The organism is Nocardia sputi, from assembly GCF_023501985.1.
Map to the genome: position 1 here is coordinate 193,391 of NZ_JAMFLC010000003.1, position 14,287 is coordinate 207,677.

Below are 14,287 nucleotides of genomic sequence, written 5' to 3' on the forward strand. Positions count from 1 at the left end.
CCGGGAGCACCACATGACCGAAACCCGATCCCCTTCCGACGACGAACGCCGGCTCGCCGAACTGGGTTACAAACAAGAACTGGCCAGATCCTGGTCGGGTTTCTCCAATTTCGCCATCAGTTTCACGATCGTGTCCATCCTCACCGGTGGACTGGCCAGCTACGGCATCGGTTTGGCCAACGGCGGCCCGATCACCATGGCCTGGGGTTGGCCATTGGTCTCGATCATGGTGCTGTTCGTGGGGCTCGCCATGGCGGAATTGGCCTCCGCGTACCCCACCTCGGGCGGGCTGTACTGGTGGGCGTCCGAGCTGGGCGGACCGGTGTGGGGCTGGTTCACCGGATGGTTCAACCTGATCGGACAGATCGCGGTCACCGCGGCGATCGACTACGGCGCGGCCATCTTCACCACAGTCGTGCTGAACGTCGTCGGCATCGACATCGGCACCGACCGCACCGCGATCTTTCTCGTCTTCGCCGCCATTCTGGTCTTGCACGCGGTATCGAACGTGCTCGGCCCGCATCTGTCGGCGGTGATCAACAACGTGTCCGCGTGGTGGCACGTCGTGGGTGTGGCGATCTTCGTCGTCGTACTCGGGTTCGGCGCGCAACACCATCAGAGCGCCGGATGGGTCTTCACCGAAACAGTCGACAACAGCGCGATCGGATTCGGCGGCGTCGCGTTCAGCTTCCTGCTCGGCCTGCTGCACGCGCAGTACACGTTCACCGGTTACGACGCTTCGGCGCACATGTCGGAGGAGACGCACGACGCGTCCCGGATGGCGGCCAAAGGGATCATCAACACGATCATCGTGTCGGCGATCGCCGGTTATCTGCTCATCATGGCGGTGACGTTCGCCATTCCGGATCTCGACGACGCGCTGGATCCGGAGCAGAACAGCGGGTACCCCGTGATCTACATCCTGGAGAACTCCCTGAGCGGGTTCTGGTCGGGTCTGCTGCTGATCATCGCGGCGGTCGCGCAATTGTTCTGTGGGTACGCCTCCGTGACCTCGGCTTCCCGGATGCTGTTCGCGTTCGCGCGCGACGGCGCGGTGCCGGGTTCGAAATTCTGGTCGAGGCTTTCCGCGCGGAAGGTACCGGTGCACGCGGTGCTGTTCATCTCGTTCTTCGCCTTCGTTCTGCTGATTCCGTCGATGCTGGTACCCGCCGCGAACGCGCCGACCGCCTACGCCGCGGCCACGTCGGTCGCGACCATCGGGCTCTACATCGCCTATGGCATTCCGATCCTGTTGCGGCAACGCCACGGCGCTCGATTCCGCACCGGTCCATGGCAACTGGGGAAGTGGTACCGCCCCATCGGTGTGGTCGCGCTGATCTGGATCACGCTGATCAGCATCCTGTTCATCCTGCCCACCGACGCCCGCGGATATCCGTGGCACGGCGACTTCACCTGGAATACCGTGAATTACGCGCCGATCACCCTGGTCGTCGTGGTGGGTGCGATCGGCATCTGGTGGCTGGTGTCGGCCCGGACCTGGTTCACCGGGCCGAAGCGGACCGTGGACGAGCCGCCCGCGGGCCAACCGGAGCAGGCGCCTGCCAACGCCTGAGGCCCAACCAGCCGGGGCGGGTTCCCGGTTCTGGCGTGTCGAGTTTGTCGGCGTCGGTCGCTAGGGTGTGTCGGCATGGAAAGGACCGACCTGGTGCGTATTTCGCCCGCCGGGAGAATTGTGTTCCCGGGAAATCCGTGGCCGGAAGGGCACGCGATCGAAGAGTTCGCGTGGACCGGCCGCATGGACCAGGCTGGCGGCCTGTGGTTCGATCTGCATCTGCGGTCCGCGGCATACAACGCCGAACGCGATCCCGATGACGACGAGGAGGACGGCGAGAGCTGGCTGTCGCCGATCGTCTGGCAGAACTACCGCAGCTGCACGCTGTCGTCCACGTACTGGGGCGAGGACGACGCCACCGGGCTGCGCGCCGCGGCGCCCGGCCGTCCTTTCCTGCTGAGATCTCCGCAGCCGCAGCGCCTCACGGTCGATCCGCTCCCCTTGGCGCATGCCGACGACGTCGAATGCCTGGCGTTCAACATCTATCTTCTCGGCCATGATTCGGTCGCCGACCAGGAAGTGTTCTTCACCCGGCGCGCCGACGGCAGGCACGACATCGACTGGCAGGGCCGCATCGCGCTGACCTACGCGGGTCAGGTCGAATTCCGGTACCGATTCCGGGCCCGGATATCCGGCGCCACACTCGAATACATTCGCTTTCCCGCGGAGATCTCGGCGGATCAAGCGCTGTGCCGGTTAGGCGCCGTGCTCGACGCTCCCGAGGAGTTCGAGCTGGGCCTGGTCGACGGGCAACCCGCGTGGGTTTCGAGGATCTCGGCCTGACCCGTCCGCGCGGATTTTATCGGCCGGTGGAATGACCGGGCAGAACGCAGACCGCGTCCAGGCCGAGGACGTGGTTGAGCCGGCCGAAAGCGAGCCATGAGCCGATGCTCATGCTCAGCTCGACCACTTCCGCCTGGCTGTAGCGGGCGAGCATCCGGCTCCAGAACTCTTCGTCGAGATTGTGGTGGTCGGTGGCGTAGCGTTCGGCGTATTCGGCGGCGAGCCGGGTGCGCTCGTCGAAGGCGTCGGTGGTCCGCCACTGCGTGACGGCCTCGGCGAATTCGGGCTCGACCTTCGTCCCGTCCCGCTCGGTGCGCCAGTCCATGCAGAACAGGCAACCGTTGATCTGGGCGATGCGCAGCCTGGCCGCCTCGAATTCCCGGAGGCCGAGGGTGCTGTGCGAGTACACCGACAGTGAGAAGTTCGAAGCGGCGACGCCGATCCCGGGAACCATCTCACCCCACACATAGCCGATCGGATCCTTCCCCTCGGGAACGTCGATGATCATGGCTGCTTCCTTCCGAGTTTGCCGATCGCGGGGCGCAATGGGACCTCCAGTGCGTCATAGAGTCCGGGCTTCGCGGCGACCAGCCAATCGATGGCACCGACCAGGCGGCCGACCGCCGTGGCGTTCCCGCCTGCGGAACGGTTGCCTTCCTCGTCGGTCGCCTCGACGGTCACTTCGATGCGCGGGTGACCCTCGATGATCACCCGGTGCGCGCCCGCGCCGCCGTCGGCTGGCACGGGCCAGTCGGGGGCACAGGACGGATGGATGCGGGTGACATGCTCGATGACCAGACGCGGCTGACCCTCGACGATGCCTTGGACCTCGAAACGCACGGCGCCCTGCGTGCCCACCGCGAACTCCCCCATCGACGCCGTGGCGACGGTGGCGTCCAGGGCCCGCCGGTCCAGCGTCTCGCGGATCTCGTCGAGTTCGACGCCGAGCGCCCGTGCCATCAGCCGGATCTGCCCGCCCCACACCATGGCGGGCACCGACGGCGCGAGCATCGGCGGTCGATAGTCCATCGGCTGGCCCATGCCGACCAGGTAGCGCACCGAGTCCGGCTGGTCGTAGGTGGAATAGTCGAAGATCTCCTGGCAGCGGATCGTCTCGACCGTGCTGCCGAGCCCGCTGATCAGCAGGGGCAGCACGTCGTTGCCCCAACCGGGGTCGATGCCGGAGACGAACAGCGATCCGCCGCCCGCGGCGATCGCCTCCAGGACGGGATCGCGTACTTCCGGCGGGGCGTTGCGCGGGTCGTAGAGCGCGTACAGCGCTGGTGTGACCACCACGGCGCCCACGCGTAGTGCGCGCACGATGTCGGCGAGCGCGTCGTCGGGACGGATGTCGCCGGAGGCCGCGTAGACGACCGCGTCCGGGCGCGCATCGAGAACTCCGCCGATGTCGCCGGTGGCGGCGATACCGAGTTGTCGACCGAGTCCGCCGAGGTCGCCCGCGTCGCGACCGACCTTCGCCCGATCGTGCACCAGCACCCCGGTCAGGCGCAGCGCCGGATGGGCGTCGACGGCCCGGATGGCCGCGCGGCCGACATTGCCGGTGCCCCAGACCACCGTGGAGATCATCGATCGAGCGTAGCAAGCGCTTGGTCAGCCTTTTGTCATTCCGCGAAAGGCGCTCACGATTCCGATGTATCGGCTGTTCCGGATGCTGGGAAAGGATTCGGCCACCCTGGAACGCCGTGCCGCCGGGAACCGGTAACGCCGGCGTGCGCGGATAGGTCGGGCGCCCCGCCGCGCACCATTGGGAAAGGTGCGAACTCCCCGGTAGCGTTGCGCGCAGGGCATTACCCAGGGCCAGGGGTTTGCGGCGCAGTTCTGGTTCGCGGCTAGTACGGTATATCCGGCCGCCCGGCGCGGGGGCGGCGGTCGGGATCGGGTGGAAGGCGGGCGCGCGACAGTGAACGAGCGGTATTCGTCCTGGGCTGCCCGGAATACGCCCGAAGAGCTGCCGCTGGCCGCGCGTTACCAGAGCGCGGACCCGATCGTCTGGCACGGCAGCATGGTCTACCCGATGTACACCGAGCAAGTCGGCCCAGCGCCTACCACCGTCACCTTGACGATGATTTCCGCCGCGCCGCCCGCCGGACTGCGCGGGCTCGGGATGGGGCTGTCGGTCATCGACGGCTACCTGGACCTGCACGGGCGGTCCCTCGCCGGAGTCGACGCGTGGAGCGACGCGCTGGCCGCGGGCGTCAGCTTCGACGTCACGCCGACCGCGCCGGCGACTCTGGTGACCCTGACTCCGGTCTGGGTGGACGAATTCGGAACGCAGAAGTCCTGGACGGGTAACTACGGCATCGTCGTCGAGCACCGGCCCAACGGTCGCATCGTCCTGTGGTGCAGCATCGGCGAGGGACCGCCGAACTTCGCGAACCTGGTCGTGGAGGTGTCCACCGCTCCCACGGCCGTCGCACCCGAACCGTCGGCCCCACCCGCGACGTCCCCGACCAGCATGAGTTCGCCCGCCCCGCCGCCGGCCTCTTCGGCGGGCCCGCCGACCGCGCCGACCATGCCGGTCCCTCGTATCGACGCCGGACCCGCTCCGACCGAACCGGCAGCTTCCGTCGAGCAGCCTGCCACCCATCCCCCCGCCGCCGGAAACGGCGTGAACGGGCAAGCTATGCAGAGCGGCCCGCCCCGCCGCCCCGGCAGTCTGTTCGTGAACTTACAGTCCTCCCGCGCAACCCCCGAAACCTCGCAGGCTTCTCTCGGCTCGCCGACACCGGACAACCCGAACCCGCTGCCGCGCCCACTCGTCGGACAGCCCGCGGCCGACGTCACGCACACCGGCCCCGACTCACTCGCCGCCGACGCCGCCTCCGGAACAGACGGCGAGTCCGCCTCGACCGGCTCGCGGCTACCGCACGAGCAGACCGGCCAATCCGCGCAACGCTCGGCGCCCGAGCGCCGGGCTGTGAACGGAAGATCCGCGCCGGACCCGTACGGCGCCTTCGGCCCTCCGGTCGCGCACACGCATCCGCCCGAAGACCCCGCGCGCCGTGGTTCCGGCCTGCTGATCGGCAACACGCCACCCGCACCGGAATTCCTTTCCCCCGCTACCACTCGGCCCGCCGCGAATGGTCCGCGCACCGATCCCGACCCCCTGGTCACGAACCCGTGGACCGCACCGGACGCGTTCAACGCTTTCGACTCGACCGGCACCCACACCGAATCCCCGGCAGAGACTGCGTCCTCTGACTCCGATTCTCCGCTAGCGCAACCTCATCCCGCCCCGCACTCCCCGGGTTCCGCCGCTGCGAACAATTCGCCCACCGATTCCGAGCCCCTGGTCACGAACCCGTGGACCGCACCGGAGGCGTCTCGCGCTTTCGACCCGACCGGCACCCCCACCCGATCCCCGGCGGAAGCCTCGCTTCCCGACTCCGGACCACCACCAGCGCAGCCACGCTCCGCCCCCGAGGTCTCGAACTCACCTGCCGCTCCGCAGGCGCCGCACTCACCGCCCCCAGAGCACCCTGCCGACGATCCCAGCGCACTGGTAACGCAGACCCTTCCGGTGCCGAGTACGCCGGTCGCAGCGTCGAGCATTCAGGTTCCCACCACCGCATCGGCGTTGGACAAACCGGTGCGACCCGCCGAAAGATCCTCGACTGTAGGTGCATCGCCGCGAGCGAGCGAGCCGGGACAGTCGGGCGATCCCGGCTATCGCGGCGCGCTCTACGACCTCGGCGTCGCGATGTACCGCCGTGGCGAGGAAGAACAAGCATGCGAACTGTGGGCGCAGGCCTCCGAAGCCGGACATGCCGGGGCGGCATACGAACTCGGCATGGTACGACTACGGCGTGGCGATCCCGTCGGAGCCGAATCCTGGTGGCGCACTGCCGCCGACCGCCGCGAACCTCGCGCCATCGCCGAACTCGCCGATCTGCTCGACCAGCTGGGCAAGCACGCGGAGGCCAAATCCTGGCGGGCCTACGCCGCCGAGCAGCACGAGGCGGACGCGGTGGATCAGCCGACCTCCCGCTGAGCCACGCGCGAGGGGGGCCGGCACAGCGCCGGAACCGACCCGACCGGGAAAACAAGTGGCATACGGATAGACCGATGACGTACGTTGCGGGGCATGTGCGGCAGTCCTGGTGCGAACGGAGCGTGCGCGGTCGGCGCGTATTACATCCGGCTGCGTACGGAGGCCTGGGCTCTGCCGGCGCACCGTATCGCTCCGATCTCCTGATCCGTTGAGCGCAATCCGCGACGGCGGCCGGTAACCGGTCGCCGGTCTCCACGTGCCCTGGCATGGGTCCGGGCGAATCACCCTTCCTGATTCGACCACTCCGTTCGGAGGACACCCATGTCCCGCCATCGTTCCCTTTCACATGCCCGCGACAGCGGCAGCCACCCCGCGACCACCCGCAAACGGCTGTCGCAGAACTTCCTCATCGATGCCGGCGTCGCCCGGCTGATCGTGCGCGCCTCGGGCGTCACCGCCGACGATCTCGTCCTCGAGATCGGCCCCGGCGACGGCATGCTGACCAGGCAATTGCTGGCTGCGGCCGGCCGGGTCCATGCCTACGAGAAGGATCCGCGCTACGCGACCCTGCTGCGCCGCCGCTACGCGGACGATCCGCGAATTCGGTTGTACCAGGGTGATTTCCGAGAAGCGCGCCCGCCACGGGAGCCGTTCGCGGTCGTTGCCAACGTGCCGTTCGCCATCACCACCGACATCGTGCGCTGGTGTCTGGCCGCGCGAGGACTCACCTCCGCGACCCTGCTCACCCAGCTCGAGTTCGCCCGTAAGCACTCCGGCTACTACGGCCGGTGGACCAAACTCACCGTGGGCCACTGGCCAACGACAGCGATCCGACTCGGCGCACAGGTCGGCAGGCATAGCTTCCACCCCGTTCCGCAGGTCGACACCGCCATCCTGCGGTTGCGCACCCGGCCCGATCCGCTGCTGCCGGGCGAGCAGATCGGTGAGTACCGCAACGTGGTCGAATTGGGTTTCTCCGGAGTCGGGGGCAGCCTGGCCGCCTCGTTGCGGCGGGAATTCCCCTCCCGAGCCGTACGCCGCGCCTGCGATAAGGCCGGAGTATCACTCGAACAACCGGTCGGACTGGTCTCCCCGGATCGCTGGCTGACCCTGTATCGCGCGCTGCGGGCCTGACCGGAAACCGAACTCGCTACAGAAACGTATCGGATACATTCATGCACCGAAGACGAGGACAGGAGCACCGTGACCAACTTCGGCGACTACCAGAACGAGATCTACTTCCAGGGCCTCGGAGGTGTCCTGCCCGACCTGCCGATGACGTATGCCGACCTGGAAGCGAAGGCCCGGGCGGCACTGCCACCGGCGATCTGGTCGTATGTGGCGGGAGGGGCGGGCGACGAGCTCACCCAGCGCGCCAACGTCACGGCTTTCGAGAAACTGGGCCTCATCCCTCGCATGCTGCGCGCGCGCAAGACACGGGACCTCTCCATCGAACTGTTCGGCATGACGCTGCCGACGCCGATCTTCCTCGCCCCGGTCGGCGTGATCGGCTTGTGCGCTCAGGACGGGCACGGTGACATCGCCACGGCGAAGGCCGCCGCGCGCACCGGTGTCCCGATGGTCGCCTCCACCCTCACCGTCGATCCGCTGGAGGACGTGGCGGCGCAGTTCGGCGACACCCCCGGGATGTTCCAGCTCTATACCCCGACCAACCGCGACCTCGCACAAAGCCTGGTCCGGCGAGCCGAGGCCGCGGGTTTCAGAGCCATCGTGGTCACCTTGGACACCTGGGTGCCCGGCTGGCGCCCCCGTGACCTGGCGGTATCGAACTTTCCGCAGCTGCGAGGACACTGCCTGGCCAATTACTTCAGTGATCCGGTGTTCCGCGCCCTGCTGCCCAGCCCGCCCGAACAAGACCCGAAAACCGCCATCCTCACTTGGATCTCCCTGTTCGGCAACGCGCTGACGTGGGATGACCTGGCGTGGCTACGCTCGCTGACGGACCTGCCGCTGGTCCTCAAGGGCATCTGTCATCCCGACGACGCGCGGCGAGCCAAGGACGCGGGCGTCGACGGCATCTACTGCTCGAATCACGGCGGCAGGCAGGCCAACGGCGGCATCCCGGCGATCGAGCATCTCCCGGAGGTGGTGGCGGCGGCCGACGGCCTGCCGGTGCTTTTCGACTCCGGCGTCCGCACCGGCGCCGACATCGTCAAGGCGCTGGCGCTCGGGGCGACGGCCGTCGGCATCGGGCGGCCCTACCCGTACGGACTCGCCCTCGGCGGCGTCGACGGCCTCGTGCACGTGGTTCGTTCGCTGCTGGCCGAGGCGGATCTGCTCATGGCGGTCGACGGGTACCCCACGATTGCCGACCTGACTCCGGAAGCGATCCGGCGGCTCGCCTGACCGGCGCGCCTACGGACGCTCGTGTCCCGCGAAACGCCACGAGCGTGTGACCCGCCCACTGGTCGGGTGGGTCACACGCTCGCGGCGGCGGCCCTCGATCAGGCCGACAGCGGCGTGAAGTCGCGGCTGCCGATGTAAGCCGGTCGCGGCGCGGGCGCGGCGAACGGCTCCACCAGCGTGTTGTGCACGCTGTTGAACACCACGAAGATGTTCGATCGGGGGAACGGGGTGATGTTGTTCGACGACCCGTGCATCAAATTGGAGTCGAACAGCAGCGCCGAGCCCGCCCGGCCGGTGAACTGGCTGATCCCGTACCGGTTCGCCAGCGCGGTGATGTCGTCGGTCGTCGGCACGCCGATCTCCTGCTCCTGCAACGACTCCCGATAGTGCTCGGCCGGTGTGCTGCCCAGGCACGGCACGAAAGTGTGGTGCGAGCCCGGCATCACCATGAGGCTGCCGTTGATCGGGTAGTTGTCGGTCAGCGCGATCGACAGGCTCACCGCGCGCGGAGCGGGCATACCGTCCTCGGCGTGCCAGGTCTCGAAATCGGAGTGCCAGTAGAAACCGGTGCCGCGGAAGCCGGGCATGTAGTTCACCCGGCTCTGATGCACGTACACCTGCGATCCCAGCACTTGCTCGGCCAACCGGAGCACCCGCGGCTGACGCACCAGTTCGTCGATCGCCGCGCTGAGCTTGTGCACTTCGAAGACCGAGCGCACCCGGTTCGACGACTTCTCCACGATCACCCGGTCGTCGTCGCGCAGGTCCGGGTCGTTCGCGAGCCTGCTGATCTCACCGCTGAACTCGGTCACCTCGTCGGGCGTGAGCAGCTGGTCCAGGATGGCGAACCCGTCGGCGTCGAACGAGGCGAGTTCCGGGCTCTCGATCTCCCCCCACACCGCGGGGTCGGCACGCTCCAAGTGCGGAGCGGCCGCACCGAGACGGGTCGGGTAGCGATCGTAGCGAGCCGTCTCGGGCGGGGCTTCGGTCTGCTGCAGAACCATTGGTGTTCTCAACCTCCGATCGTCGCGGCGGCGACCAGCGGGTAGACGCCGTTGCTGTCGTGAACCTCCTGCCCGGTGACCGGCGGGTTGAACACGCACATCATCCGCATCGTGGTGCGCACCTCCAGGCGATGACGTTCGTGTCCGTCGAGCAGGTACATCGAGCCGGGAGCGAGTTCGTATTCGACGCCGTTGTCCAGATCCGTCAGCGTGCCCGTGCCTTCGATGAGCCACACCGCTTCCACGTGGTGCACATAGTGGAACTCGTGCACCGTCCCCGCGTCAATGGTGGTCTCGTGGAAGGAGAAGCCGACGCCGTCGCCGCCGAGGACGATGCGCTTGCTGCGCCAGCCCTCGCCTGCCACGTCACGCTCGGTGCCGGTGATCTCCGCGGTCGTGCGCACGATCATGCGATCGCCCCCATCCCGCCGCACACCGACTCGACCGCCCCGCTGAGGATGTGCAGGCCCTGGTCGAGTTCCTGCTCGGTGACCGTCAGCGGCGGCAGCAGCTTCACCACCTCGTCGGTGGAGCCGGAGGTCTCCACCAGCAAACCGCGCTCGAAGGCGATCTGGCACACCTTGCCCGCCTGCGAGGGATCGTCGAACACCACGCCCTGCACCAAGCCGCGGCCGCGGGTCGAGACGCCAGGGAAGTATCCGGCCAGCTCACTCAAGGTACGGGCGATCTTCTCGCCCTTGGCCTGGGTCGCGGTCTGCAACGCGTCATCGGACCAGTAGTGGCGTAGCGCGGTCGTCGCCGTGACGAAAGCGGGGTTGTTGCCACGGAAGGTGCCGTTGTGCTCACCCGGCGACCACTCGTCCAGTTCCGGCTTGAACAGCACCAGGGCCATCGGCAAGCCGTAACCGCCGATCGACTTCGACAACGTCACGATGTCGGGCGTGATGCCCGCGATCTCGAAGGAGAAGAACGGGCCGGTACGGCCGCAACCCATCTGCACGTCGTCGACGATCAGCAGGATCTCCCGATCGGCGCACAGACCGGCGAGGTGACGCAGCCACTCCGCGCGGGCGACGTTGACGCCGCCCTCGCCCTGCACGGTCTCCACGATCACCGCGGCGGGGCGGTCGAAGCCGGAGGACGTGTCGTCGAGCACCTTCTCCATCCACTGGAAGTCGGCGGTGGTGCCGTCGAAGTAGCCGTCGTAGGGCATGTGCGCGGCGTGCACCAGCGGCACGCCCGCGCCCGCGCGCTTGGCCGCGTTGCCGGTGACCGACAGCGCACCGAGGGTCATGCCGTGAAAAGCGTTGGTGAAACTGACGATGGTCTCGCGACCGGTGACTTTGCGCGCCAGTTTGAGCGCGGCTTCGACCGCGTTGGCTCCGGTCGGGCCGGGGAACTGGACCTTGTAGTCCATCCCGCGCGGGGTGAAGAGGGTGTCGCGCAACGTCTCCAGCAGTTCCCGCTTGGCCACGGTCGACATGTCCAGGCCGTGGGTGATGCCGTCACCGGCGATGTAGTCCAGCAGCGAGCGCTTGAGCACGTCGTTGTTGTGGCCGTAGTTGAGCGCACCGGCGCCCGCGAAGAAGTCCAGGTAGTCCTTGCCTTCCTCATCGCGCAGCCAGCTGCCCTTCGCCGTGGTGAACACGGTGGGCCAGGCGCGGCAATAACCGCGCACGTTCGACTCCAGGCTCTCGAAAACGGTGGTGTCGGCGTTGATCATCGGTGATCCTCCTCGGTGGTACGGGCGGTCGGGGCGATGCGATACAGGTCTTCGGGTGCGTGGTTGTCGGGGAAGACACCGGCGTCGAACAGAGGCCGCTTGGTCATGTCCGCTCCCCTCGCCCGCGCCACCGACGTGAACAGCGCGATGGAACCGGCATTGTCCGGCGAGATGGTCGTTTCGAGAACCGAAACACCCTGGGCCGACACACTGTTGAGCAGGGTGTGCAGCAACTCGGCGCCGATGCCGCGGCCGCGCTGCGAACGGTCCACCGCGATCTGCCAGACAAAGACGGTGTCGGGCGCCTGCGGGCGGACGAATCCGATCACGTAGCCCACGACGCGGCCGTCCGACTCGGCGACCACCGAGGTGCCGGCGAAATCGCGGCACCACAGCAGGTACGCGTAGCTCGAATTGACGTCGAGCACCGCGGAATCCTTGGCGATTCGCCACATCGGAGCGCCGTCGCCCAAACGAGGCGTGCGCAGGACCACGGCTGGTCCGGCGCCTTTCCGGGACGGCGTGGCTCCCAGGGCGGCCGCGGCCTTGTCGACGCGCGATCGCTCGATCTCCGCTGGGGACAGGGTTGGCAGTGACATACAACTCCTCGTCGATCAGCAGTACTTATCCAGGCTTACGAAGCGACTTTGAGGTGAACCAGTCGACTTCTTTACGGTCGTATTACGGATTGATGTCGCCGAGCCGGGGCAGCCGCACGACGAATCGCGCACCCCCGCCCGGTCGGTCGGTGCAGTCCACCCGGCCGCCGTGGGTGGCGACCGTCTCGGCGACCAACGCCAGGCCGATGCCCGTGCCCCCGGGCGAGCGCCGACCGCTGCGGGCGGTCGCGAATCGCTCGAAGATCCGGCTCCGGTCCGCGGGCGCGACACCGGGACCCGCGTCGTCGACGGTGAGCACCGCCTCGGTGCCGTCCCGGTCCACGGTGACCGCGACCACACCGCCGCCGTGCCGGTCGGCGTTGTGCAGCAGGTTGGCCACCGCGCGTTCCAACTCCACTTTGCGGCCGCGCACGGTGACGTCCTGGCGCACCGTGAGCAGCTCGCCCGGGTAGCGACGATCGGACAGCGTGTGGACCAGCAGGTCGCGCACCGACAGCGGCTCGGCGTCGCCGTGGTGCATGCCCGCTTCCACCCGCGCGAGCGCGAGCAGATCATCGAGCAGCTTGCGCAGGTGCTCGATCTCGGCGGTGACCAAGCCGAGCGCCCGCTGTGAACGTTCCGGCAGGTCGGTGCGGTGCCGGTTGAGCACGTCGACGCTGGCCATCAGGGTGGTCAGCGGCGTGCGCAGCTCGTGGCTGACGTCGCCGAAGAGCCGGTGTTCGCGCTCGATGCGCCGTTGCAGCGAGTCCACCATGGTGTTGAACGACTCGACGGTGATGGCCAGGTCCTGGTCACGGGTCGCGGGCAACCGCTGACCGAGGTCGCCGGAGGCGATCCGCGCGGCGGTGCCCGCCAGCTGGTGCAGCGGGGTCAGCACCCGCCTGCTCGCCCACCAGCCGACCGCCGCGCCGATCAGGGTGACCACGACGGCGCAGCCGATCAGTACGTTGCGCAGCAGATCGAGATCGGCGTTGAGATCTCCCGGTGACGCGCTGCCGGCGTGCGGTCGCTGCGCTTCCAGATAGCTGCGGCTGATCACGAACACCGAGACGACCATCACCAGTGACATCAGCGCGGCGATCGTCGCGAAAGCGGCGGTCACCCGAGCGCGCAGGCTCCAAGCGTTCGGACTCCAGCGTTCGGCGTCGATCCAGCGCTCAGCGCCGGACATCGAGGCGGTAGCCGAGCCCGCGCACCGTCACCACGATGCGTGGATCGGACGGATCCCGTTCGATCTTCGTGCGCAACCGCCGCATGTGCACGTCCACGATGCGCTCGTCGCCGAAAAACCCTCGGTCCCAGACACGTTCGAGCAGCACCGTGCGGCTGAGCACCCGGCCCGGCGACTCGGCGAGTTCACACAGCAGACGGAATTCGGTGAGCGTCAGCCGGATCTCCTCGTCGCCGCGGCGTACTACGCCACTGTCGCGAGCGAGCACCAGCGGAGCCGTGTCATCGGCCTCGAGCACCGCTTCCTGCGGCGTCTCGCGTTCGGCGGTGAGCCGCGAACGGCGGCGAACCGCGCGCATGCGAGCGGTGATCTCCTTGATCTCGAACGGCTTGGTGACGAAATCGTCGGCGCCGGCCTCCAGCGCGGCCACCACGTCGTGCGTGTCGTCGCGGGCGCTGACCACGATGATCGGGACGTCGTGGTCGCGGCGGATCTCCCGGATACATTCGAATCCGTCCATGCCACCGAGCATCAGATCGACGATCATCACGTCGGGAACACCGTTGCTACGCAGATGGGTGAGCGCGTCCTCGGCTTCCTCCGCCTCGTCGACGTCGTATCCCTCGTCCTCCATGGCCAGCCGTAACGCACCACGGACCCGGTCGTCGTCTTCCACGATCATCAGGTTTGCGCTCAAGACCTTATCCCTTGCAGACATGCGAAAGCGCGTCACGATGCGGACAACCGCATCCCCATACCGACGCGACCTTCCGCTTTTCGAGCAACCTTGCTCGGCTCCGAGTACCCGCGGCGCTGGGCCGGTAAACGTTCGGCAGACCGCTGCGGGCCCCTTGGTTCGGCTCTCGACGCTATACGGCGCGATCGCTCGGTAGGGAACGGGGCACCGGCGCTGCTCGGTGTTCCGGCATTGCAGAGATTGCGCCCGGCAGCATCCATCTCATGAAAAATGCTCAGCGACATGGTCTTTCGTTGACACAATCGGACGCTTCCCCGCCCGCGCGAACCGAAGGACCGATAACCGAACTCACAACGCTGCCGTGCCGTGCGTCACA

At 67.8% G+C, this 14,287-nt stretch carries 13 protein-coding genes; 5 read left to right on the forward strand and 8 right to left on the reverse strand.

From position 1 onward, the window contains the following. The first annotated feature begins 13 nt into the window (after positions 1–13). Together M8859_RS05605 and M8859_RS05610 are read left to right on the forward strand one after the other, a co-directional pair. On the forward strand, positions 14–1,573 hold the full coding sequence (locus M8859_RS05605; protein ID WP_159925870.1) for an amino acid permease: 1,560 nt from the start codon (positions 14–16) through the stop codon (positions 1,571–1,573). A 75-nt stretch (positions 1,574–1,648) separates the two neighbouring features. Continuing rightward, positions 1,649–2,356, forward strand: a complete 708-nt coding sequence (locus M8859_RS05610) for a hypothetical protein (protein ID WP_159925872.1) — start codon at positions 1,649–1,651, stop codon at positions 2,354–2,356. 16 nt (positions 2,357–2,372) lie between these two features. On the opposite strand, the gene M8859_RS05615 is transcribed toward M8859_RS05610, so the two are convergent. Together M8859_RS05615 and M8859_RS05620 are read right to left on the reverse strand one after the other, a co-directional pair. After that, positions 2,373–2,864 carry a carboxymuconolactone decarboxylase family protein gene (locus M8859_RS05615; protein WP_159925874.1) on the reverse strand — a complete coding sequence of 164 codons (492 nt, stop codon included), beginning with the start codon at positions 2,862–2,864 and terminating at the stop codon, positions 2,373–2,375. Beyond that, on the reverse strand, positions 2,861–3,943 hold the full coding sequence (locus M8859_RS05620) for an NAD(P)H-dependent amine dehydrogenase family protein (RefSeq protein ID WP_249643954.1): 1,083 nt from the start codon (positions 3,941–3,943) through the stop codon (positions 2,861–2,863). The genes M8859_RS05615 and M8859_RS05620 overlap by 4 nt, the downstream gene beginning before the upstream one ends. Before the next feature lie 334 nt (positions 3,944–4,277). On the opposite strand from M8859_RS05620, the gene M8859_RS05625 reads away from it, so the two are divergent. The 3 genes from M8859_RS05625 (at position 4,278) to M8859_RS05635 (ending at position 8,735) form a co-directional block, all read left to right on the forward strand. Further along, positions 4,278–6,368 (forward strand): tetratricopeptide repeat protein, encoded by a 2,091-nt coding sequence (locus tag M8859_RS05625; protein WP_249643955.1) that lies wholly within the window; start codon positions 4,278–4,280, stop codon positions 6,366–6,368. A 321-nt stretch (positions 6,369–6,689) separates the two neighbouring features. After that, complete coding sequence (gene erm, locus M8859_RS05630) at positions 6,690–7,502, forward strand: 23S ribosomal RNA methyltransferase Erm (RefSeq protein ID WP_195071131.1); 813 nt, start codon at positions 6,690–6,692, stop codon at positions 7,500–7,502. Positions 7,503–7,571: 69 nt separating this feature from the next. After that, the gene (locus M8859_RS05635; RefSeq protein WP_159930355.1) at positions 7,572–8,735 is read left to right on the forward strand and encodes a lactate 2-monooxygenase; all 1,164 of its coding nucleotides are present in this window, start codon (positions 7,572–7,574) and stop codon (positions 8,733–8,735) included. A gap of 98 nt (positions 8,736–8,833) precedes the next feature. Here the strand turns inward: M8859_RS05635 and thpD are convergent, their stop codons facing one another. From thpD to M8859_RS05665, 6 genes are all read right to left on the reverse strand, one after another. Beyond that, positions 8,834–9,739, reverse strand: a complete 906-nt coding sequence (gene thpD, locus M8859_RS05640) for an ectoine hydroxylase (RefSeq protein WP_159930354.1) — start codon at positions 9,737–9,739, stop codon at positions 8,834–8,836. 8 nt (positions 9,740–9,747) lie between these two features. Next, positions 9,748–10,149: an ectoine synthase gene (locus M8859_RS05645; protein ID WP_159930353.1), complete on the reverse strand. Its 402-nt coding sequence runs from the start codon at positions 10,147–10,149 to the stop codon at positions 9,748–9,750. Beyond that, on the reverse strand, positions 10,146–11,423 hold the full coding sequence (gene ectB, locus M8859_RS05650) for a diaminobutyrate--2-oxoglutarate transaminase (RefSeq protein ID WP_195071133.1): 1,278 nt from the start codon (positions 11,421–11,423) through the stop codon (positions 10,146–10,148). Before ectB ends, M8859_RS05645 begins: the two co-directional genes overlap by 4 nt. Then, positions 11,420–12,022, reverse strand: a complete 603-nt coding sequence (gene ectA / locus M8859_RS05655; protein WP_159930351.1) for a diaminobutyrate acetyltransferase — start codon at positions 12,020–12,022, stop codon at positions 11,420–11,422. The genes ectB and ectA overlap by 4 nt, the downstream gene beginning before the upstream one ends. An 82-nt stretch (positions 12,023–12,104) precedes the next feature. Next, positions 12,105–13,214: a sensor histidine kinase gene (locus tag M8859_RS05660; protein WP_159930350.1), complete on the reverse strand. Its 1,110-nt coding sequence runs from the start codon at positions 13,212–13,214 to the stop codon at positions 12,105–12,107. After that, complete coding sequence (locus M8859_RS05665) at positions 13,201–13,911, reverse strand: response regulator transcription factor (RefSeq protein ID WP_249643956.1); 711 nt, start codon at positions 13,909–13,911, stop codon at positions 13,201–13,203. The genes M8859_RS05660 and M8859_RS05665 overlap by 14 nt, the downstream gene beginning before the upstream one ends. Between the last annotated feature and the right edge of the window lie 376 nt (positions 13,912–14,287).